The 21,928-nt window shown below is 58.7% G+C and carries 13 protein-coding genes; 9 read left to right on the forward strand and 4 right to left on the reverse strand.

Annotation, left to right across the window (positions count from 1 at the left end; genetic code table 11):
• Positions 1-36: 36 nt before the first annotated feature.
• The gene (locus OC597_RS17485) at positions 37-8,679 is read right to left on the reverse strand and encodes a glycoside hydrolase family 94 protein (protein WP_262209757.1); all 8,643 of its coding nucleotides are present in this window, start codon (positions 8,677-8,679) and stop codon (positions 37-39) included.
• Positions 8,680-8,965: 286 nt separating this feature from the next.
• On the opposite strand from OC597_RS17485, the gene menF reads away from it, so the two are divergent.
• The 6 genes from menF to menE all read left to right on the forward strand — a co-directional run bounded on the left by menF (position 8,966) and on the right by menE (position 16,174).
• On the forward strand, positions 8,966-10,246 hold the full coding sequence (gene menF, locus OC597_RS17490; protein ID WP_262209759.1) for an isochorismate synthase MenF: 1,281 nt from the start codon (positions 8,966-8,968) through the stop codon (positions 10,244-10,246).
• A gap of 262 nt (positions 10,247-10,508) precedes the next feature.
• Positions 10,509-12,182: a 2-succinyl-5-enolpyruvyl-6-hydroxy-3-cyclohexene-1-carboxylic-acid synthase gene (gene menD / locus OC597_RS17495; RefSeq protein ID WP_262209761.1), complete on the forward strand. Its 1,674-nt coding sequence runs from the start codon at positions 10,509-10,511 to the stop codon at positions 12,180-12,182.
• Positions 12,179-12,949 carry a 2-succinyl-6-hydroxy-2,4-cyclohexadiene-1-carboxylate synthase gene (gene menH, locus OC597_RS17500; RefSeq protein ID WP_261285031.1) on the forward strand — a complete coding sequence of 257 codons (771 nt, stop codon included), beginning with the start codon at positions 12,179-12,181 and terminating at the stop codon, positions 12,947-12,949. The genes menD and menH overlap by 4 nt, the downstream gene beginning before the upstream one ends.
• 11 nt (positions 12,950-12,960) lie before the next feature.
• The gene (gene menB / locus OC597_RS17505; protein WP_085117730.1) at positions 12,961-13,818 is read left to right on the forward strand and encodes a 1,4-dihydroxy-2-naphthoyl-CoA synthase; all 858 of its coding nucleotides are present in this window, start codon (positions 12,961-12,963) and stop codon (positions 13,816-13,818) included.
• The gene (menC, locus tag OC597_RS17510) at positions 13,818-14,801 is read left to right on the forward strand and encodes an o-succinylbenzoate synthase (RefSeq protein WP_262209763.1); all 984 of its coding nucleotides are present in this window, start codon (positions 13,818-13,820) and stop codon (positions 14,799-14,801) included. Before menB ends, menC begins: the two co-directional genes overlap by 1 nt.
• Entirely contained in the window at positions 14,789-16,174 is a 1,386-nt protein-coding gene (menE, locus tag OC597_RS17515) for an o-succinylbenzoate--CoA ligase (protein ID WP_262209764.1), read from the forward strand. The genes menC and menE overlap by 13 nt, the downstream gene beginning before the upstream one ends.
• 42 nt (positions 16,175-16,216) lie before the next feature.
• Here the strand turns inward: menE and katA are convergent, their stop codons facing one another.
• Positions 16,217-17,653: a catalase KatA gene (gene katA / locus OC597_RS17520; protein WP_261425923.1), complete on the reverse strand. Its 1,437-nt coding sequence runs from the start codon at positions 17,651-17,653 to the stop codon at positions 16,217-16,219.
• Positions 17,654-17,980: 327 nt separating this feature from the next.
• On the opposite strand from katA, the gene OC597_RS17525 reads away from it, so the two are divergent.
• The gene (locus OC597_RS17525) at positions 17,981-18,523 is read left to right on the forward strand and encodes a YfaZ family outer membrane protein (protein ID WP_085117760.1); all 543 of its coding nucleotides are present in this window, start codon (positions 17,981-17,983) and stop codon (positions 18,521-18,523) included.
• Positions 18,524-18,573: 50 nt separating this feature from the next.
• Here the strand turns inward: OC597_RS17525 and tyrP are convergent, their stop codons facing one another.
• Positions 18,574-19,782, reverse strand: a complete 1,209-nt coding sequence (gene tyrP / locus OC597_RS17530; RefSeq protein WP_012145991.1) for a tyrosine transporter TyrP — start codon at positions 19,780-19,782, stop codon at positions 18,574-18,576.
• 244 nt (positions 19,783-20,026) lie between these two features.
• Here tyrP and OC597_RS17535 point away from each other — a divergent pair, with 244 nt between their 5' ends.
• Together OC597_RS17535 and OC597_RS17540 are read left to right on the forward strand one after the other, a co-directional pair.
• A complete protein-coding gene (locus OC597_RS17535) occupies positions 20,027-21,223 on the forward strand; it encodes a nicotinamide mononucleotide deamidase-related protein YfaY (protein WP_262209766.1) in 1,197 nt (398 codons plus the stop codon).
• A gap of 228 nt (positions 21,224-21,451) precedes the next feature.
• Positions 21,452-21,595, forward strand: a complete 144-nt coding sequence (locus OC597_RS17540; RefSeq protein ID WP_063196836.1) for a Hok/Gef family protein — start codon at positions 21,452-21,454, stop codon at positions 21,593-21,595.
• A gap of 69 nt (positions 21,596-21,664) precedes the next feature.
• Here OC597_RS17540 and yfaE read toward each other — a convergent pair whose 3' ends face one another.
• The gene (gene yfaE / locus OC597_RS17545; RefSeq protein ID WP_261258192.1) at positions 21,665-21,925 is read right to left on the reverse strand and encodes a class I ribonucleotide reductase maintenance protein YfaE; all 261 of its coding nucleotides are present in this window, start codon (positions 21,923-21,925) and stop codon (positions 21,665-21,667) included.
• Positions 21,926-21,928: the final 3 nt, after the last annotated feature.

Below are 21,928 nucleotides of genomic sequence, written 5' to 3' on the forward strand. Positions count from 1 at the left end.
CAGAAGGTGGGCGTGGCAACCGCCGCGCCCTGACGTTTACTGCCCCAGCGTGACCTCCACCTGATGGATTTTCCCATCGTCCAGCAGTGTGATCACGGCCTCCGGCTGTTTTTCACCGTCGACAGTCACCTGCGCATCTCCCTGTCCCTGGCGAACGGTCAACTGATACTCGCTGCCACCTTCCCGATAGTTAACCGTCACCTGCGGCCAGTCGGCCGGCAGACGGGTGTTGACGGTCAGCCGATCGCCATGGCGTTTCAGCCCCAGCAGAGACTCGAGGATCAGCCGGTACATCCAGCCGGCCGAACCGGTATACCAACTCCAGCCGCCACGGCCAACATGCGGTGCCACCGCGTAAATATCGGCGGTGACCACGTAAGGCTCGACCTTGTAGCGCTCGGCGGCAGTGCTGTCCAGGCTATGGTTGATCGGGTTGATCAGCGCCATCAATTCCCAGGCGCGTTCAATGTTGCCCATCTCGGCAAAGGCCATCACCGCCCATACGGCGCCGTGGGTATACTGGCCGCCATTTTCCCGCACGCCGGGCAGATAGCCGCGAATATAGCCAGGATTAGGGCCGTTGCCGTCAAACGGCGGGGTCAGCAATTTAATCAGACCGGCCTGATCGTCGACCAGGTGTTTGTCTAGTGACTGCATGGCCTGCAGGCTGCGTGGCTGATCGCCGGCCCCGGACAGCACAGACCAGCTCTGGGCGATGGCATCGATACGGCACTCGGCCGACTGATGAGATCCCAGCGGTTCCCCACTGTCAAAATAGCCCCGGCGATACCATTCGCCGTCCCAGGCGTGGTCGCGCAGATTATCGCGCAGGGTGGCTGCCTGTTGACGACACTGCGTGGCCAGGTCGGCGTCGTTACGGCGTTGCGCCAGTTCGCCGTAGCGCTGCAGAATATGGAACAGGAAGAAACCAAGCCACACGCTCTCACCGCGGCCCTCCAGGCCCACCATATTCATGCCATCGTTCCAGTCACCGGCGCCCATCAGCGGCAGACCGTGTTCACCGAAGGTCAAGCCGTGTTTCAACGCTCGCACGCCGTGCTGGTACAGGGTTTCCTGCGTTGCACTCAGGGCCGGCTGTTCGTAGGACGATTCCTCGCCCGGCGCCAGCTTGCGTGCCTCCAGATAACCTACCTGTTCATCCAGAATGCTTTGATCGTCGGTGGCGTCCAGATAGTGACAAATCGCCAGCGGTAGCCACAGATAGTCATCTGAACAGCGCGTGCGCACCCCATTACCCTGTGGTGGGTGCCACCAGTGCTGCACATCGCCTTCGACAAACTGGCGTGAGGCGCACAGCAGGATCTGTTCTCGCAGGCGCTCAGGGGCGGCGTGGGTCAATGCCAGCGTATCCTGAAGCTGATCGCGGAAGCCAAAGGCACCGCCGGATTGGTAGTAACCGCTGCGCGCCTGAATTCGGCAGGACAGGGTCTGGTACAGCAGCCAGCCGTTGGCCAACAGATCGACGGCCGGCTGCGGCGTGCCGATCTGCACCTTGTTGAGAATGCCGTCCCAATGCGCTGCTACCTGCTGCAGTTCATCCTGTAGGCTGTCTTCCCGCAGGTAATTTTGCAGCAGCGCCTGGGCCTCATCGGCGTTTTGCCCCAGGCCGAGGGCAAATACAAAGCTGCGCTGATCGCCGTCGATCAGGCTGATGGCCGACTGTACCGCACCACAGGGATCCATGGCTGCGCCTACCTTGCCAGACAGCCGTCGCAGCTTCAGCACCGCCGGGTTGGTTAGCGATCCGTTGCGGCCAATAAATTCACGCCGATCGCCGCTGATCGAACAGTGCACACCGGTCACGCCAAAGAAAGCCGTGCGTTCCGATCCGCTGCTGCCGTAATGGTTGGTGGCCAGGATACCGCAGCCGCTCTCGGGCGTTGCCGCCTGGGTGACGATGTGCATGGCGGATTTTTGCCGCAGATCGCCGAGGATAAATTCCACGTAGCCGGTGGCAGACAGTTTGCGGGTGCGCCCGGAGGTGTTGGTCAGCGTCAGCAGGAACAGTTTGACCGGTGCCTCTTTGGCCACCAGCACGGTGAGCTGGCTGTCGATGCCGTTTTCGCGGTGATCAAACACGCTGTAGCCGAAACCGTGGCGGGTCAGATAGTGGCCACGGCCGCGGGCGGGCAGCGGTGTGGGCGACCAGAAATGGCCATTCTCTTCATCACGCAGATAGAAGGCTTCCCCACTGCGGTCACAGATCGGATCGTTATCCCACGGTGTCAGGCGGTATTCATGGGCGTTTTCGTACCAGGTGTACGCCTGACCGCTTTCCGAGATCACCGAGCCGAACATCGGGTTGGCTATCACGTTTGACCAGGGCGCGGGGGTGATTTTGCTTTCATTCATCGCAATCACATATTCACGACCATCCTCCGAGAAGCCGCCGAGACCGTTATAGAACTGCAGTGCATCAATGGCGGGCAACTGCGGCGAATGCAGGTTGCGCGGCAAATTGTCCACCGTGGCCAGTTTCGATGAAGCGGTCACCGGCGACAGCGGTTGCTGCAGGATCTGCGGCAGTTGCAGGCGCTGATTGAGCTGTTCGGTCAGTCCACCGCGGCGATCGTCGAGATAAATCCGCGCCACGCTGAGCAGCAGGCGATGATCATCCGGTGACATATGTTCGCTGGTGCGCACGAAGATGCCGCCGGGTTTGTCGGTCTGGGTAGATTCCATCCCGGCGGCGATCAGGCTCATGATCTGATTTTGCAGCTCCTGGCGGTAGCCGCCGACGTCTTCGTTGAGGATCACCAGATCTACCTGCAGCCCTTTCAGACGCCAGTAGTTGTGCGCCTGGATCAGTTGCTGCACCAGCTCGATATTTTCACCGTCGGTGACGGTCAGCAGCACAATAGGCAGATCGCCGGAGATCGAATGTCCCCACAGCCCTGACTGGCCACGGCGGTTTTGGATAATCTCGTTGCTGGCAGCACGCATTTCCTGCGCCGGGAACACCACCGCGCTGGCCAGGCGATTGAACAGGTTGGCGTCTTCCTCGTTGGCATTCAATTGACGCAGCACCACCTGGCTGTGTGACCAGGCCAGTTCAAACACGCGGTCCGCCAGATGACGGTCGCGGTATTTTTCCAGCATCGCCAGGCTGCTGACGCGGTCTTCACAGACGCCATAGAAAATATCCAGCGTCAGCGGCACGTTCGGTTCCAACACCACGCGCTGGCGAATAGCGATGATCGGGTCAATCACCGGACCGGCGCTGTTGCTCAGAGGCGTATTTTGATACAGCGCCTGGGGGTTGGCCGGGGTACGACCACGGCCGATAAATTTGGCACGGTCGGTTTCAAACGACGTTTGGCTGGTGCGGCCCTGTACCGTCATCATGTGCAGCAACCACGGGCATTTCTCTTGCGGTTCGCGTGGGCGGCGGTGGCACAAAATGGCGTCCTGATCCGCCAGCAGCTCGGTTTGCACAAACAGGTTGCTGAAGGCCGGGTGAGCCAGATCGTTACCGGCCGGTGCCAGCACCACTTCCGCATAGCTGGTGACTTCGATAGTCCGCGGCTGTTTACCACGGTTGATCAGCGTCACCCGGCGTAGCTCGATATCATCCTCCGGTGACACCACGATCTGCGTTTTGACCGACAACGCGCCCTGCTGGCGCTGGAACTCGGCGCCGGCATCGTTGAATACGGCGCTGTACCCCTTGGCCGCACCGCCGATCGGTTGCCAGGTATTACTCCATACCTCGCCGGTTTGCGGATCGCGCAGGTAGCAGAAAGCGCCCCAGTTATCGCAGGTGGCATCTTCACGCCAGCGGGTCAGCGCCAGGTTCTGCCAGCGGCTGTAGCTGCCGCCCGCCTGGGTCAGCATCAGGTGATAATTGACGTTGGACAGCAACTGTACTTCCGGGATCGGCGAGTCCACCCGGTTGAATTCGCGTGCGGCGAAGCTGGCCGGGGTAATGGTGCCCTCATGGGTTTCGAAGTGGCGGCGGGTGCTGTACAGCTCAACCGCATCCGGCACCCGTTCTTGCAGCAGCAGGCGTGTCGACTGGAATGCCGGATAGTCAGCAAAGCGCGCCACCATCGGCGCATCCAGCAGCAGGTGCGACAGGGCCAGGAAGCTCATGCCCTGATGGTGCGCCATATAAGAACGAATAATTACGTACAACTGGCCGCGGCTCAGGCGGGCAGTGGTGTAATCCAGCGCCTCGTAGAAACCATAGCGGCCTTTGGCGCCGTTTTGTTCCAACGTGACCAGGTTATTGCAGGCGGCGTGCGGATCGACAATCAACGCCATCAGCGTGGCGTAAGGTGCGACCACCATATCGTCACCCAGCCCGCGTCTCAGGCCCAGTCCGGGCACGCCAAAGGCATGATACTGGTAGTTCTGATCGGCATCGAAGCCAAAGTAGCCGGATTCGGAAATGCCCCAGGGCACGCCGCGTTCCTTGCCCCAGGCAATTTGCCGTTCCACCGCCGCCCGGCACATTTGCACCAGCAACGAATCGGGGTAGGCGGGCATCACCAACTGCGGCATCAGGTATTCAAACATCGAACCGCTCCACGACATCAGCGCCGGTTCACGGTCGATCACGGTGAACAAGCGGCCAAGCGCAAACCAACTGCGCTGCGGTACCTGGTTAGTGGCGATAGCGACGTAGTTGGTCAGGCGGATCTCCGATGCCAGCAGATCGTATTTACTGCTGTCCATCCGGTTTTGATCGCAGTTAAAGCCGACGGTCAGTAAATGGGTCGATTCGTCATACAGGAAGTGGAAGTCCATCTGCGCCATTTTTTCCAGCCGCTGCTGGAGGCGGTACAACTGGGTCAGTCGTTCCTGCGCCAGGGCGCTGGCTGCATCTAGCTGGCTCTGCTGCTCCGGCGACAGCTTCAATGTTTCCGGTGGGTTAGCCAGCCAGTGCAGGCTGGGCACCTGTTCCAGTTCTGACAGACCGTCGCTCAGCCAGTCGCACCACTGCGCCCATTCGGCACAGAGTTCGTTGAGCTGCTGATGCAGAGCGCCGGCCCAGCGTTGGGTTTCTTCATCGTGATTCAGTGCCGGCTCTTGCAGCCCGTTGCTGTAATTGCGCATGGCATTCAGCTCCGCCAGCAGGGCGGCGGGGTGGCTATGGTGCGCTCGCTCCCAGTGGTTGCGCAACTTCGGCAGGTTTTTCGGCGCAGCGTTACCCCAATGTTGCTCCAGCAGCTGCAAACTGTCGCCCAGCCCGGCCAGCATCTGTTGCGGGTCAATGACCGGTTGGTGGGCCAGGGCCGGCAGGCCGGCGCTGAGGGTCAGCAGGTGACCGGCCAGGTTGCCGCTGTCGACGCTGGAGATATAACGTGGGGTCAGAGGTTCCAGCGTGCGAGTGTCGTACCAGTTGTACAGGTGGCCGCGATAGTGTTCCATGCGGTCCAGGGTATTGAGCGTCAGTTCGATACGCCGCAGTGCCTCACTGAGCGTCAGATAACCAAAGTCATAGGCAGTGAGGTTCGCCAGCAGCGACAGCCCGATATTGGTCGGTGAAGTGCGGTGCGCGACGACCGGCTCCGGTATTTCCTGATAGTTATCCGGCGGCAGCCAGTTCTCCTGCTGATTGACGAAGGTATTGAAGAAGTCCCAGGTCTGGCGGCTGGTATGGCGCAGGAAGCGCCGCTGTTCATCGTTAATGGCGGTTTTACTGCGCTGGGGTTCGTGGCTGAGATAGCACAACAGCAACGGCGCCAGCATCCACAGGGCGGCCAGTGGCAGAGTGATAAACAGCGCCATTGGGTTATGCATCAGGGTGAAGAACAGAAGGACCAGGCCGGTCAGCGGGTTGATCCACATCGCGCGGTAGAAGTTTTTCAGCGTGACCTGCTGGCGGGCTTTGGATTGATCGTAGCTGGTCCACTCCTGCAGGTTGCGTTGAGTGACAAGTAACCGCCAGAGGGTGACGGTAATCGCTTTCAGGCTGTACAGCGTTTCATGCGGCAGCGTGGCCAGCCGCAGTCCGACCTGTGACAGTCGGCGCAATGAGCCTTTCAGCGCCAACAGCAGGTGCTGCAGGAACGGCCTGCGCGGGGGTTTGCGAACAATGTCCTGCACCAACGCCAACAGGGTCGGCAGCAGCAGAATAATGGCAAACACCCCCAGCCAGTAACGGGTATTCGGCAGCCAGACGAAGCCGCAAAACAGCAGCAACAACAGGCTGGGTGCCGTCAGGCTGCGACGCAGGTTATCGAACAATTTCCAGCGTGACAGGGTGCTCAGCGGGTTGGCGGTACGGCTGCCGTCTGCGGTTTTCACCCGTGGCAGCAACCAGTTGAGCAGTTGCCAGTCACCGCGGATCCAGCGCGAACGTCGTGCCACGTCTACCAGATAATTACTGGGATACTGCTCATACAGCAGCACGTCGCTCAGCAGGCCGGAGCGGGCATAACACCCCTCGAGCAGGTCGTGGCTCAGCACCAGATTCGGCGGACAGGTTCCCTTCATACTGTGCGAGAACACGTCTACGTCGTAAATTCCCTTACCGATAAACGAGCCTTCGCCAAACAAATCCTGATAAATATCCGAGGCCATCAGCGTATAGGGATCGTTGCCCGGCGTACTGCTGCAAAGCGCGGCGTAACGGCCCTGACCATAGCTTGGGATCTCCTCGGCCATGCGTGGCTGCAGGATGGCATAACCTTCCACCACCCGTTGCTGACGCGCGTCATACTGAGGCTGATTGAGTGGATGAGCCATGGCGGCAATCAACTGGTGGGCGCTTTCACGCGGCAATACGGTATCGCTGTCCAGGGTGATGACGTATTTGACGTTTTTCAGCACTTCCAGCCCGTCGCCAATCTGGGTGCAGAAGGCGTTGCCACGGTTGCGCAGCCAGTCGTTCAGTGCATTCAGTTTGCCGCGCTTACGCTCCAGCCCCATCCACACGCCCTGTTTTTCGTTCCACTCACGGTTGCGGTGAAACAGGAAAAAATGGCTGGGCCCTTCGCAAGGGTAGCGTCCGTTCAACGCCTCCATCTGTTGGCTGGCATAGGCCAGCAGTTCGGCATCGTCTGCGTGCTGCTGTTGCGGGGCATCGTTGAAGTCGGTAAGCAGGGCAAAGTGCAGATGTTTCATCGCGTTGCCCAGGTAACAGACTTCAAGTGCATTGATCAGCTTATCGACGCCACTTTTGCTGTCAATCAGCGTCGGTATCACCACCAGGCTGCGGAACTCGGCCGGAATACCGCAGGAGAAATCGAGCCTCGGCAACGGTTGTGGGGTGCGACTGCGGGTAGTGACCTCGCTGAGCAGGTTTAGCACGAATTGGCTGATGACGATCGCCATGGGGAAAAACAACAGCGCCAGCCCCCAACTGATACCGGTGCTGTAAGCGTGGCGCAGCAGCTCGGCGCAGCAGGCGGTGGTGATCAGGCTCAGACTGCCGAGCCAGGAAAGCAGCGGCGCCTGACTCAACGCATGGCGCAGCCGGGTAATACGGCCCAGGTGCACATCAAGCTGTTGCTCCAGCTCCGGGCGACCATCGTCAATCAGGTAATAGCCGATGTGGTTGCAACGTGGATCGCTGGAGGGAATTTCAGCCGCAATGCGCGCCATATTCAGCACATGCTGGGCAACCTGCACTTCATTGTGTGGGCAATGCCGCGCCAGCATTTCAATCACGTGGCGGTAGTTGTCACGGGTGGTGAAATGCATCAACGGGTAAACCCCGGCCGGATCCTGACGCAGGGTTTGTTCCACCTGGCTCATGGTTTCGACAAATTCAGCCCAGTCCATTTCGCTCAGTTGGCGCAGGCCGGAAATGCTGTTGCTGACCGACAGCTGGCTGACCGCCAACTGCTGGTTAAAGCGGTGGATCAATTCGTCGGAGGTCAGGCCGACTTCCGCCAGCCGCTGCTCCACCCAGGTGAGCGGCAACGCCAGCATGGTGCCGTGGCCCTGCAGACGGCGAACCAGCTCGGCGACGAAGGCACTGGTCCGCGGGGGATTGGATCGCGCCATGTCGGCAATGACCACGATCAGATTGGCCGGATCGTTTTCCGCCGATTCCAGCATTTTAGTCACCCAACTGTCGGCCAGATTGCGTTCCTGCTGCGACTGTGCCACCTCAACGCTGACGCGCCGCAGGTTTTCGATCAACGCCAGGCGTAACATTCCGGGCAGCGCCCAGAGTTCCCCCAGCGTCAGATTGACCTCTTTTTGATAGGCAGCAATATAGCGCGTGAGGCTCTCGGCATCCCAGCGGCCGTCGCCGTGTGCAATGGCTTCCGAGGCGACGTCATAGATGCGCGGACAGTTATGCGGCGGGCCCAATTGCGGCAGGCCACGGCCGAAGGTTTTCGGCAGATGATGGCGTACGACGCGGATTTGTTCTTCGATCAGATAGTAGTTATCCAGCAGCCATTCGCCGGCGGGGGTCATGCTGGCTTTCTTGCCATTGCTGAGTTGATGGCAGCTTTCCGCCAGGATGCGCTCGTTATCATCCAGTCGTTTCAGCAAGTAGTAGGGAGTCTTACGCGTCGCCAGCTTATGGGAACGCGCCAGACGTTGGCCATAGCGTTCCATTTGATCGACAGAAAACAGCTCGGCCTTGATCGTTCCGCCGCTAGGCTCGGGTTCGCCCTTGCCGCGCCGGGCAGGTAAAGATTTTACTTTCGGTGTTCTGCGTTGTTTTTTTAACCAATTGATTAATATTTCTTTCACACAAAAGCTCCTTACATCTGACCCAAAGGGCAGCCGGTGAAACCGCTGGGAGATCGTGAATATCCTGTTTTTAGCGCCGGGCAGATTTGGCGTGGGTTCGCAGCAGGCAGGAACATGCCTTCTCAGTATAGCTGCATAATGGCGTACTGGCCGTTTTTTGAGCTAATTGTTTAATTTTAATAAACAATTAAAGGTCGCTGAGGTTGATCTCCAACGCTATTTTTCCGCCGTCCCGTCTTGATTTGCCGTATAATTCCCTACATTAAGCTTGGTTATTGAGGTGGTCGTGGAACAACTTTCGGGATTGCTGAGGCGGTTACGCCAGCAGCTTGAACAACATTTGCCTGCTGTGGGCGGTTTCCGGCAGCTTTCACTTCCGGTACCGGCATCGTTAGCCGACAATTTACTGGAGTGGCTGGCGGCGCAAGCGGCATTCCCGCAGTTTTACTGGCGTCATCGTGATGGGCATGAGGAGGCGGCAGTCTGCGGCGCAGTGCGTCAGTTTAGCCAGCCACAGCAGGCTCAGGCATTTCTCAGGGAGCATGAGGGAGCACGGGTTTGGGGGTTGAATGCTTTTGATGGTGTAGCCCATTTATTTTTGCCACGGCTGGAAATTCTGAGCCGTGACGGTGAAACACAATTAACCCTGAATCTGTTTTCTGCCAGCTCGCTGCGTGAAGATGCGGCGTTAGCCGGCCACTGGCTGAAGCAACTCTCGGTGGCAAGGCCCATCACGCCATTAAAGGCGCAGGTGACCCAGGTGCAGCATCAACCGGATAGTGCTGGGTGGGAAATCATGCTGCACGACGCGCTACAAGCGATAGGTCGGCAACAGATGGAGAAGGTGGTGTTAGCGCGCAGCACGTTACTGACGCTGGATTGCCCGCTGTCTGCACCGGCGATGATGGATGCCAGCCGCCGTGTAAACCACCGTTGCTACCACTTTATGCTGCGCTTTGATGCAGATTGCGCCTTTCTTGGCTCGAGCCCGGAAAGGCTGTATCTGCGCAACGGCCGTCATTTGCAGACGGAGGCGCTGGCGGGCACCGTGGTCAATCACCCCGATCGACAGCAGGCTCAGGCGCTGGCGCAGTGGTTGTTGCAGGATGGCAAAAACCAGCATGAGAATCTGCTGGTGGTGGATGACATCTGCCAGCGTCTGCAGGGGGGAGCCGATGCGGTGGATGTGTTGCCGCCGGAAGTGGTGCGCTTGCGTAAGGTGCAGCATCTGCGGCGTCGTATTGAAGGCCGGCTCAACCAGGGTGACGATGCCGATTGCCTGCAGCGCTTGCAGCCCACGGCGGCGGTTGCCGGGCTCCCACGCCAGGCGGCCCGCGAGTTTATCCTGCAACATGAACCTTTCGACCGTGGCTGGTACGCCGGATCTGCCGGTTACCTGTCTTCTTCCCGCAGTGAGTTTTGTGTGTCCCTGCGCTGCGCGCAGCTCGATGACCAGGGATTGTGGCTGTATGCCGGCGCGGGCATCGTGGCCGGTTCTGACGCCGCCGCAGAGTGGCAGGAAATTGAAAACAAGGCCGCCGGGTTGCTGAGCTTGCTGCAACCCTAAGCCTGGCCTGAATTTCCCTGCGGTTGTTCTGGATTCATTGAGAGAATGGCGCGGTGAGTGTAAACTGTTTGTGATTTTTATGTTTATTTTTTGTTCAAAATCAATTGATTGTCTATCATAAAGTCACCGGGATATACGGCGTTTTTGCGCTGGCGCAAAAGTCGTAAAGATAACTACTCATATAATGCAGAACATCATTTTTGGCACACCGTCGATTGGCGGGGCCATGGGACGATTCTGTTAACCGACTTGTGAGCGAATTATGTCGACAAGTGTTTTTAATCGCCGGTGGGCGGCGTTGCTGTTGGAAGCGCTGGCCCGCCATGGAGTGCGACATGTCTGTATCGCTCCGGGGTCACGCTCCACGCCGTTGACGCTCGCGGCGGCGGCTAACAAGTCTTTTATCTGCCATACCCATTTTGATGAACGCGGGCTGGGCCATCTGGCGCTTGGCCTGGCGAAGGCATCGCGGGAGCCGGTGGCGGTGATCGTCACTTCCGGTACCGCGGCAGCCAATCTTTACCCTTCCCTGATCGAAGCCGGGCTGACCGGTGAACGGTTGGTGTTTCTCACCGCCGATCGGCCGCCTGAACTGATCAACTGCGGTGCCAACCAAGCGATCCGCCAAAATGGTCTGTATGCCAGCCACCCGGCGCTGAGTATTGACCTGCCGCGCCCGACGACGGACATTCCTGCCCGTTGGCTGGTGTCCACCGTCGACAGCGCGATGGCGCGTCTTCAGCACGGCGCTTTGCATATTAATTGCCCGTTTGCCGAACCACTGTACGGCGGTGATGAGCAGCAGTATGCCGACTGGTCGGCGACGCTCGGCGACTGGTGGCAAGACAGTCGTCCCTGGCTGCGGGAAATGGATCCGCACCAGGTGCTCAAGCAGCCGGACTGGTTCTTCTGGCGGCAAAAGCGTGGCGTGATAGTGGCGGGGCGCATGAGCGCGGAAGAGGGCGAGCAACTGGCCCAATGGGCCGAGCTGCTCGGTTGGCCGCTGATTGGTGACGTACTGTCTCAGACCGGGCAGCCGCTGCCTTGCGCCGATTTATGGCTGGCTCAGCCACAGGCGCAAAAGCTGCTGGCCGATGCGCAGTTGGTGGTGCAGTTCGGCAGCAGCCTGACCGGCAAGCGCCTGTTGCAGTGGCAGGAGCAGTGTCGGCCGCAGGAGTATTGGCTGATCGACGATTTACCGGGGCGGCTCGATCCGGCTCAGCATCGTGGACGTCGCATTCGTGCCAGCGTGGCGCAGTGGCTTGAACTGCACCCGGCGCAACCGCGTTCCCCGTGGGCCGATGAGTTGACTCGGCTGGCGGACAACGCGCTGGATGCCGTCTCCGGCCATTTGGTTAACCGCTTTGGTGAGGCGCAGTTAGCCCACCGACTGCCGGAATTACTGCCGGAAAACGGCCAACTGTTCCTCGGCAACAGTCTGATCGTGCGGTTGATTGATGCATTGACCCGCTTGCCGGCCGGTTACCCGGTATTCAGCAATCGCGGGGCCAGCGGTATCGATGGCCTGATCTCCACGGCGGCAGGCGTACAGCGGGCAACCGCCAAACCGACGCTGGCGGTGGTGGGGGATCTCTCTGCGCTGTATGACCTGAACGCGCTGGCGTTGCTGCGTCAATGTTCTGCACCGACGGTGTTGATCGTGGTGAATAACAACGGCGGCCAGATTTTCTCACTGCTGCCGACGCCGGAAGAAGATCGGCAGCGGTTTTACTGCATGCCGCAGGACGTCGAATTCAGCCATGCGGCGGCGATGTTCCAGCTGGCTTACGCCTGCCCGGAAAATTGGGGGCAACTGCTGCAGGCGGTGGAACAGGGCTGGCGCCATAGTGGTGCCACGCTGATTGAGCTGCAGGTGCCGCCGAGTGATGGCGCGCAGACGCTGCAGCATCTGGTGCAACAGATGGCGGAGCAATGATGCTGGCAACCAAAGTATTGCAACAGGGTGAGGCCGATCGCCCATGGCTGATCTGGCTGCACGGCCTGTTGGGCAATAATAATGAATGGCGAGTGATTGCTTCACGCTGTCCGGAGTGGCCATCGCTGGCGATCGACCTGCCCGGCCACGGGGATTCCGTTGCGGTTGTCTGCACCAGCTTTGACGATATCAGCGCGCAGATCAGCGCCACCCTGCAAATGCACGGTATCGAACGCTATTGGCTGGTGGGCTATTCGCTGGGCGGACGTATTGCTATGTACCACGCCTGCCACGGTGAAACCCGTGGCTTGCAGGGCATCATTATTGAAGGGGGCAACCCAGGGTTGGCCGATGCCGCACAGCGCGAGCAGCGGTTGGCGCATGATGCCGCCTGGGCCGAACGTTTTCGCCGTGAGCCACTCGCCGAGGTGCTGGCAGACTGGTATCAGCAGCCGGTGTTCGCCAATCTCAGTGCGGTGCACCGTGAAGCGTTGATCGACGCCCGTTCTGACAATGCCGGCGCGGCCGTGGCGGACATGCTGGAAGCCACTTCGCTGGGCAGACAGCCCTCTCTGGCGCCACAGCTGCAACAACTGGCGGTGCCGCTGGTGGTGCTGTGCGGTGCTGACGATCACAAATTTCAACAGCTGGCGCGCGATGCCGGGTTGCCGTTACGCATCGTGCCGCAGGCCGGGCATAACTCGCACCTGGCCAATCCGCAAGATTTCGCCGCCGAGCTGCGCACTTTTCTCGTTAACCCTGGTTAAAGGAACAGAACATGCTCTATCCGAATGAAGAACAACTGTATGCCGCCATCGACTGGCAGGATTGCTCCGGTGATTTTGAAGATATCCTGTATCACAAGTCGAGCGACGGCATTGCCAAAATCACCATCAACCGCCCGCAGGTGCGCAATGCGTTCCGGCCGCATACGGTAAAAGAGATGATCGAAGCGCTGTCCAATGCCCGTTATGACGACGGGATCGGCACCATTATCCTCACCGGTGCCGGTGACAAGGCCTTTTGCTCCGGTGGCGATCAGAAAGTACGTGGCGACTACGGCGGCTATCAGGACGACAGCGGTGTACATCACCTGAACGTGCTCGACTTCCAGCGTCAGATCCGCACCTGTCCGAAACCGATTGTGGCGATGGTCGCCGGCTATTCGATCGGCGGTGGCCACGTGTTGCATATGATGTGTGACCTGACCATTGCGGCGGACAACGCCATTTTCGGCCAAACCGGTCCGAAAGTCGGTTCTTTCGACGGCGGTTGGGGCGCTTCTTACATGGCGCGTATTGTCGGTCAGAAGAAAGCCCGCGAGATCTGGTTCCTGTGCCGTCAATATGACGCTGCTGCGGCGTTGGACATGGGCCTGGTCAATACCGTGGTACCGCTGGCGGAGCTGGAAAAAGAAACCGTACGCTGGTGCCGTGAAATGTTGCAGAACAGCCCGATGGCGCTGCGCTGTCTGAAAGCGGCCCTGAACGCCGACTGCGACGGTCAGGCCGGTCTGCAGGAACTGGCGGGTAACGCCACCATGCTGTTCTACATGACTGACGAAGGCCAGGAAGGGCGCAACGCATTTAACGAAAAGCGCCAGCCAGACTTCAGCAAATTCAAGCGTAATCCGTAATGAACACGGCTAGACGTAACGCGGCTGTTTACCGTTACAGCCTGCCGATGGACGCTGGCGTAGTGCTGCGCAACCAGCGGCTGAAAACCCGCGATGGCTTGCTGATCCATCTGCAGCAGGGTGAACAGGAGGGCTGGGGTGAGATCGCGCCACTGCCGGAGTTCAGCCAGGAAACACTGACGCAGGCCGAACAGGCCGCACTGAGCTGGCTTCAAAGCTGGCAAGGCGGGGCATTACCGGCAGAAAGCCCGTTACCTTCGGTGGCGTTCGGCATCAGCTGTGCGTTGGCGGAACTTGAGCAGCGGCTGCCGCTGCAGGCCGATTACCGCAAGGCGCCGCTGTGCACCGGTGACCCCGATGAGCTGTTCGAGGTATTAACCGCCTTGCCGGGGGAAAAGGTCGCCAAGGTGAAGGTCGGGCTGTATGAAGCGGTGCGCGACGGCATGATCGTCAACGTGCTGTTGGAAGCCCTGCCGGATCTCCGACTGCGGCTGGATGCCAACCGCAGTTGGACGCGAGCCAAGGCCGATGGTTTCGCTAAATACGTCAACCCGGTGCTGCGTGACCGTATTGCTTTCCTTGAAGAACCTTGTAAAACCCGCGATGAATCGCGGGATTTCGCTAAGGTGACCGGCATTGCCATTGCCTGGGACGAAAGCGTCCGCGAGGCCGATTTTGTGGTGCAGGCGGAACCGGGCGTGGCAGCGATAGTGATTAAGCCGACGCTGGTCGGCAGCCTGAGCCGTTGCCGCTCGCTGGTGGAACAGGCCCATGCGGTGGGGTTGACGGCGGTGATCAGTTCCAGCATTGAATCCAGCCTGGGGCTGACGCAGTTGGCGCGCATCGCACACTGGCTGACGCCGACCACTGTGCCTGGACTCGACACGCTGGATCTGATGCAGGCACAGCTGCTGCGGCGCTGGCCGGACAGCAAGCTGCCGCTACTGGATCAGCAAGCGCTGGAGTGTTTATGGCGCAGTTAAATGACTGGCCGTGGCGATATTGGGCGCAGCGGCGTCCGCAGGCGACGGCGCTGATTGTCGGTCATCAGCCGGTGAGTTGGTTGGTGTTACGGCGTCAGGTGGATAAGCTGGCGGCGGATTTTCAGTATCAGGGGGTAGAGCCCGGTTGCGGCGTTGCGCTGTGTGGCAAGAACAGTTATCCGCTGTTGTTGGCCTACCTGGCGCTGTTGCAGTGCGGTGCGCGACTGCTGCCTCTGAATCCGGCGCTGCCTGCTACCCTGCTGGCGACGATGTTGCCCGAGCTGGATATCGATTTTGCCTTTAGCCCAGACGCGTTGCCGACCTTGCCGGCCACCGTTATCCGCTTAACGCCTCCTTCTACCGAACCCCGCTGGCTGAATCCGCCGCGCTGGGACGCCCAGCGGTTGGCCACGCTGACCCTGACTTCCGGCTCCAGCGGCAGACCGAAAGCGGCCGCACACAGTTTTGCCGGGCATCTGGCCAGCGCCGAAGGCGTGTTGCAGCTGATGGATTTTCAACCTCGGGATCGTTGGCTGCTGTCATTACCCTTGTTTCACGTGTCCGGGCAGGGCATTGTCTGGCGCTGGCTGACGGCGGGGGCCACGCTGGTGGTGCGCGATATGCACCCGCTGGCGGATGCTCTGGCGGGCTGTACCCATGCCTCGCTGGTGCCGACTCAGCTCTGGCGTTTGCTGGCGCAACCGCGGACTGGGCTGACGCTGAAAAAAGTGCTGCTGGGGGGCGCGATGATCCCGGTTGCGCTGACCGAGCAGGCGGAGGCCGTGGGTATCCGCTGCTGGTGCGGTTATGGGTTAACCGAGCTGGCTTCCACGGTGTGCGCCAAGCGCGCCGATGCACGGCCGGGTGTCGGCCTGCCACTGGCCGGCAGGGAAATTAAGCTGGTGGATGAAGAAGTGTGGATCCGTGCGCAGAGTCTGGCGTTGGGATACTGGCAGCAGGGCGCATTACTGCCGCTCGTTGATCCGCAAGGCTGGTTCCATACCCGCGATCGCGGCGTTATGGAGCAGGGTGAGCTGCGGATTATCGGTCGGCTGGACAACCTGTTTTTCAGCGGTGGAGAAGGCATTCAGCCGGAGGATATTGAGCGTGTGTTGGCAGCCCACCCGCAGATTTCACAGGTGGTGGTGGTTCCGGTGGACGACGCCGAGTTTGGCCAACGCCCGGTGGCGGTAATTGACAGTGAGCAGCCTCTTTCGCTGGAAGAACTGCTGGCCTGGTCGCAAGATCGACTGGTGAACTTCCAGCGGCCAATGGCGCTGTTGGCGATGCCGAATGCGTTGAAAGCCGGCGGCATCAAGATCTCACGCCGTCAGTTGCAGCAATGGGCGGCGGCGCAGATCTCCGGCCGATAAAAAAGGCCGCCTGAAGGCGGCCTGAACGATAAAGCGAGCGGGTTATTTCAGACCCAAAACCTTGGCTACCCCGGCACCGTAGTTCGGGTGCACTTTGCTAAACAGATCAACCTGGCGGCGCTGAATTTGCTCCGGCACCTGCGACAGCTCACCGGCGATGCGGGTGAACATGCGCTGATGCTCTTCGGCGCTCAGCAGGTTGAACAGCGCGCGTGGCTGGCTGTAGTAATCATCGTCTTCACGGTGATTCCAATGGTCAGCCGCCCCTTCAATGCTCAACGGCGGTTCGCTGAAGTCCGGTTGCTCCTGGAACAGACCGAAGCTGTTCGGCTCGTAGGTTGCCCCGTTGCCGCTGTTGCCATCCACACGCATTGCACCGTCACGGTGATAGTTGTGGAACGGGCATTTCGGGCTGTTCACCGGGATCTGATGGTGGTTTACCCCCAGACGGTAACGGTGCGTATCCCCGTAAGAGAACAGACGACCTTGCAGCATTTTATCCGGAGAGAAACTGACGCCAGGGACCACGTTAGCCGGGTTCATCGCCACCTGTTCAACTTCGGAGAAGTAGTTTTCCGGGTTGCGGTGCAGTTCGAAGAAACCCACGTCAATCAGCGGGTAATCACCGTGCGGCCATACCTTGGTCAGATCGAACGGGTTGTATGGCGTCTGGGAGGCTTCGTGTTCCGGCATGATCTGGATTTGCAGTTTCCAACGTGGGAAATCACCCCGTTCGATGGCTTCATACAGATCGCGCTGTGAGCTTTCACGATCTTTGGCGATGATCGCTTCCGCTTCATCGTCCATCAGGTTCTCAATGCCCTGTTCGCAGCGGAAGTGGAATTTCACCCAGAAGCGTTCGTTGTTGGCGTTGATAAAGCTGAAGGCGTGGCTGCCGAAGCCGTGCATATGGCGATAGGACTTCGGAATGCCTCGGTCGCTGAAGTCAATGGTCAGCTGATGCAGGCTTTCCGGTGACAGCGAGAAAAAATCCCACTTGTAGGTTGGATTACGCAGATTGGTGCGAGGATCGCGTTTGACCACGTGGTTAAGATCCGGGAATTTCAGCGGATCGCGCAGATAGAATACCGGCGTATCGTTACCCACCAGATCCCAGTTGCCTTCCTCGGTGTAAAACTTCATGGCGAAACCACGAATGTCACGTTCGGCGTCGGCGGCACCACGCTCACCGGCGACGGTGGAGAAGCGGATGAACATGTCAGTTTGCTTGCCGATTTCAGAAAAGATTTTTGCGCGGGTGTACTGGCTAATATCGTGGGTAACGGTGAAAGTGCCATAAGCGCCGGAGCCTTTGGCGTGCATGCGGCGCTCGGGGATCACTTCACGATCGAAATGGGCCAGCTTTTCCAGGAACCACACGTCCTGTAGCAGCATCGGGCCGCGTTTGCCTGCGGTGATCACGTTATTATTATCGACAACCGGTGCGCCGGCTGCGGTGGTCAGTCCTTTCTTGCTCATCACTTGCTCCTTATCGTATTGCAATCGAGTGAAGATTCGGGCGAATTAAGCGTTCATCATCATAATCCAGCAGGGGATGGTTACCCTGATGTCAATCAATGCCACTACTAGTTGTAGACCTATTGAACGCTCGCGGCAAATAGGTCTGAGTTATCGTTGCCATTGCCCCAGGAGAGATGAGCTTTGCTTGCAAAACTTTACATTTGTTTGATTAATTAAGGATTTATCCCTTAAAGACTGGTTGTGCTTTGGTATAGACTTGTGACCGTATTATTACGGGTTAACTCATATCATTCGCAATGGATGAAGCAGCAAGAGGGATAGATAATGAAAAAGACTTTGGTGGCCTGCGCAGCAAGTATGCTGTTCGTGACCGGTGCGGCGAGCGCTCTCAGCCTGTCGGGCGAGGCCGGGCAGCATTACACCAACCTTGGCTTTGGCCAGGACACCGGGACCACCGGGTTAGGGCTAACCGGCAACTGGGCGCGTAGCGATCATGACGGCAACGTCGGCAGCCTTGGGTTGAATTTCGGTCTGCCGCTTGGGCCGTTGACCGCTACGGTAGGTGGCAAGGCGCTGTACCTGAGCCCGAAAGACGGTAAAAGCGGTGGCGCACTGGCGTTGGGCGGCGGCCTGGACTGGGCTATCAACCGTTACTTCAGCCTGCATGGCGAAGGCTATTTTGCCCCGGACTCACTGACCAGCGGCGTGAAAGCCTATAACGAAGCCAGCGGTGGCCTGCGCTGGAATATTTTCCGTCCGCTCAGCGTGGATGTGGGTTACCGTTACATGAAGATGGAAGGAAAGGACGGACGTCGTGACAATACCCTGGCCGATGGGCCGTATGTGGGTGTGGGTCTGAGCTTCTGATACCAACAACAAAGGGGCCAATCGGCCCCTTTGTTTTATTGACCCATCTATTACCCTACCGCGGGCAAAATACCGCTGGCGATGCCCAACTGAATGGCAATCACCGTTATCCCGCAGACAAACACCAGTGCTAAGGCCGGTGTGCCACCCCAGACTCGGTATTTCGCCTGATGCTGCTGACGGGTTTTCCACACCAGCAGTGACGGCAATAACAGCGCCAGCACCGCCAGCGCGATGGCGGCAAAGCCCAGAGCCAACACAAAGCCACGCGGATAGAACAGGGCGAAGGCCAACGGTGGCAAGAAGGTAATGGCCCCGGTCTGCAGACGGCCCCGCACGTTATCCTGGCGCTTAAACAGATCAGCCAAGAAATCAAACAGCCCGAGTGCTACGCCAAGGAACGAAGTGGCCAGCGCCAGATCGGCAAACAGATGCACCGCCAGTTCAACATGTGGAGACGCCACAACGTCGCGGACTGCCTGCAACAGTCCATTCAGGCCGGCTTGCTGCGCCAAAATGCCCACGAAAGTGGTGGAACTGATGCTGCCGAGCGTCGCCAACTGCCAGAAAATATAGGCCACCAGCGGAATGGCACTGCCGATAATGAATACCCAGCGCAGCTTGCGGATATTGCCGCCCATGTAGTTAACAATGCTGGGCACGCTGCCGTGGAAGCCAAACGATGTGAAGATCACCGGGATGGCCGACAGCGCCAGCCCCTGTTCCAGCGGTAGGGTCATCAGGTTGGTTTGATGAATATTCGGTAACATCAGGCCCAGCATGACGATCAGGAACACCACTTTGGCGCTGAACAGGATACGGTTAAACAAGTCGACCGAGTGAGTGCCGATGCAGACGACACCGCCCGCCACCAGTGTAAACAACAGCACGCCGAGCGTGGTGGGGAAATCCTGTGAGGTCCATTGACTGATACTGGCCGCCAGCAATTCACCGGCACCGCTGATATAGGCGGCGGTCAGGGCATACATCAGGAACATCATGCTGAAACTGGTCAGCCATTGGCCCCCGCCGCCAAGGTAGCGCTTTGCCAGAGTACCGAGGCCGGTATCCGCCTGTTCATGCTGATAAACCTCAACCAGCAGCAATGCGGTATAACACATCAACAACCACAGTCCGACCAACAGACCCAGCGTGACGCCAAAGCCGACACCGGCTGCCGCCAGTGGCATCGCCAACATCCCTGCGCCAATGGTGGTTCCTGCCACGATAAAAACACTGCCAAGCGTGCGATTTTTCACGTTTTTCTCTACCAGCCAAAGATTTTGTAAAATTATAGGTAACCCATGCTATGTGCGGCAGGATAGTGGATGGATTATTTTGTGTCAAACAGGCGTTACGGGTAGTGTTAACTTATATTTACACATTGATAGGCCGCGTGATATCGCAAAAAAGTGCCTTCGGCAGAAATTATCCGCTAATGCCTAGTGAAAACTTATTTACGGGCTTCTATAGTGGAATGATCAGAAAATGTGGGAGAGATCAATGTTAAGGGTGGAGATGCTCAGCACCGGTGATGAGGTGCTGCACGGGCAAATTATAGATACCAACGCCGCCTGGCTGGCAGACTATCTGTTCCAGCAGGGTATGCCGATGAGCGGCCGCGAAACGGTGGGGGACAGTCTCTCCTCTTTGATCGAAATATTGCAGGAGCGCAGTCATATCGCCGATGTGTTGATCGTTAACGGGGGCCTGGGGCCGACCAGTGACGATCTCAGCGCGCTGGCGGCGGCCACCGCTTGTGGCGTTGAGCTGGTTGAACATGCTGAGTGGATCGCGCGTATTGAGGCTTATTTTGCCGAACGTGGCCGACCGATGGCGGCTTCAAACCGCAAACAGGCGCTGATCCCAGCTAATGCCGAGATGCTCGATAACCCGGTGGGTACTGCCTGTGGCTTCGCACTGAAGTTGAACCGGTGCACGATGTTTTTCACCCCTGGCGTGCCTTCTGAATTCAAAGTGATGGTCGAGCAGCAAATCGTACCGCGCCTGCGTGAGCGGTTTACCTTACCGGCCCCCCCACTGTGCCTGCGTTTAACCACCTTTGGCACCTCGGAGAGCGATCTGGCCGCTGCGCTGGACGGCATGCCGCTGCCGCCAGACGTGGTGATGGGTTACCGCTCTTCCAGCCCGATCATTGAACTGAAGTTAACCGGCCCGGTGACCCAGCGAGCCGCGATGGAGCAAGCCTGGGAACGGGTGCGTCAGGTGGCGGGGGATAACACTCTGTTTGAGGGGACTGTTGGCCTGCCGGCAGTATTGACGCAACGCTTGAATCAGCAGGGGTTGAAGTTGGCGCTGAGCGAACAGTTTAGCGCCGGATTAATCAATCTGCAGTTACAGACTGAAGGTGCTCCGTTGGCCGGTGGCGAACTGTTGCCGTCGCACTGCGTGGAAACGCTGGAAACCACGCTGGCCCGTGCTCGTTCACTGGCCGAACTGACCGGGGCGCAACTGGCACTGGCGGTCAGTGCCATGAGCGGTGACCAGGTGAGCGTGGTACTGCATACGCCGAAAGGCGGTATTGGGCAGACGGTGCGTTACCAGGCATCGCGTCATGGTTTGCGTCTGCGGCAGGAGTCGGTGGCGATGCTGGCGCTGGACATGCTGCGGCGCTGGCTGAACGGTGGGTCAGTGTGCGGGAAAAACGGCTGGTTGGAGATTGTCGAGATTATTGAGTAGAGAATGCTTGATGGCAGTGATATATCCCTTATTAATCATAATATTATAAGGGGTTATCGCGTCTGGAATAGGCTGTTACAATCGCTGCGGGTGCTTGAGACTGTTCGTCTTGGGCATTGTGTGGCAAGGCGGATAGAAGAAAGCCCCAAACTGACTCTCAATCAGATTGGGGCTGCCCTAACGCCTAGACACCGTTATGGTAGCCCCTTCACAGCAAGGAGGCAAGCCATGTATAAAAAGCATGCGCTATACGCGTTAACTGTTGTATGTATTACGGTTTTGGTATTTATCTGGATGATTAAAGATCGCTTTTGCGGATTGGAAATCTACCAGAAAGATATCACTATCCTGATGACGTTAACCTGTATGTGAAGCGGTAATCATAGGGCGGGGGAAACCCCGCCTTCTGGTCTCCAGGCGCGGTTTCCGGCACCCAACTTTTTAGAGTTCCAGTTCGATATCGGTCAGTGGCATACAGCAGCAAGGCAGGATTTCGCCGTCGTTGATAAACGCCAGCGGCTGCTGGTGATAAACCACTTCACCTTTTACCAGCTTCAGGCGGCAGGCGCCGCAATAGCCGGAACGGCACTGGTATTCCACTTCAACGTCGTGCAATTCCAGCACGTCGAGCAGGCAGCCTTCACTTTTGGGGCAGGATAGCTGCGTACCTGTGGTACGCAGCGTCACGATTGATGATGCCATCGC

It is taken from the genome of Serratia proteamaculans (assembly GCF_946227095.1).
Classification (GTDB): Bacteria; Pseudomonadota; Gammaproteobacteria; order Enterobacterales; family Enterobacteriaceae; genus Serratia; species Serratia proteamaculans_E.

Bases quoted from the DNA above. Each gene is read 5' to 3' on its own strand.
- menD (WP_262209761.1), top strand. From the start codon at position 10,509: ATGTCGACAAGTGTTTTTAATCGCCGGTGGGCGGCGTTGCTGTTGGAA.
- menH (WP_261285031.1), top strand. From the start codon at position 12,179: ATGATGCTGGCAACCAAAGTATTGCAACAGGGTGAGGCCGATCGCCCA.
- menB (WP_085117730.1), top strand. From the start codon at position 12,961: ATGCTCTATCCGAATGAAGAACAACTGTATGCCGCCATCGACTGGCAG.
- menC (WP_262209763.1), top strand. From the start codon at position 13,818: ATGAACACGGCTAGACGTAACGCGGCTGTTTACCGTTACAGCCTGCCG.
- menE (WP_262209764.1), top strand. From the start codon at position 14,789: ATGGCGCAGTTAAATGACTGGCCGTGGCGATATTGGGCGCAGCGGCGT.
- katA (WP_261425923.1), bottom strand. From the start codon at position 17,653: ATGAGCAAGAAAGGACTGACCACCGCAGCCGGCGCACCGGTTGTCGAT.
- OC597_RS17525 (WP_085117760.1), top strand. From the start codon at position 17,981: ATGAAAAAGACTTTGGTGGCCTGCGCAGCAAGTATGCTGTTCGTGACC.
- OC597_RS17535 (WP_262209766.1), top strand. From the start codon at position 20,027: ATGTTAAGGGTGGAGATGCTCAGCACCGGTGATGAGGTGCTGCACGGG.
- OC597_RS17540 (WP_063196836.1), top strand. From the start codon at position 21,452: ATGTATAAAAAGCATGCGCTATACGCGTTAACTGTTGTATGTATTACG.
- yfaE (WP_261258192.1), bottom strand. From the start codon at position 21,925: ATGGCATCATCAATCGTGACGCTGCGTACCACAGGTACGCAGCTATCC.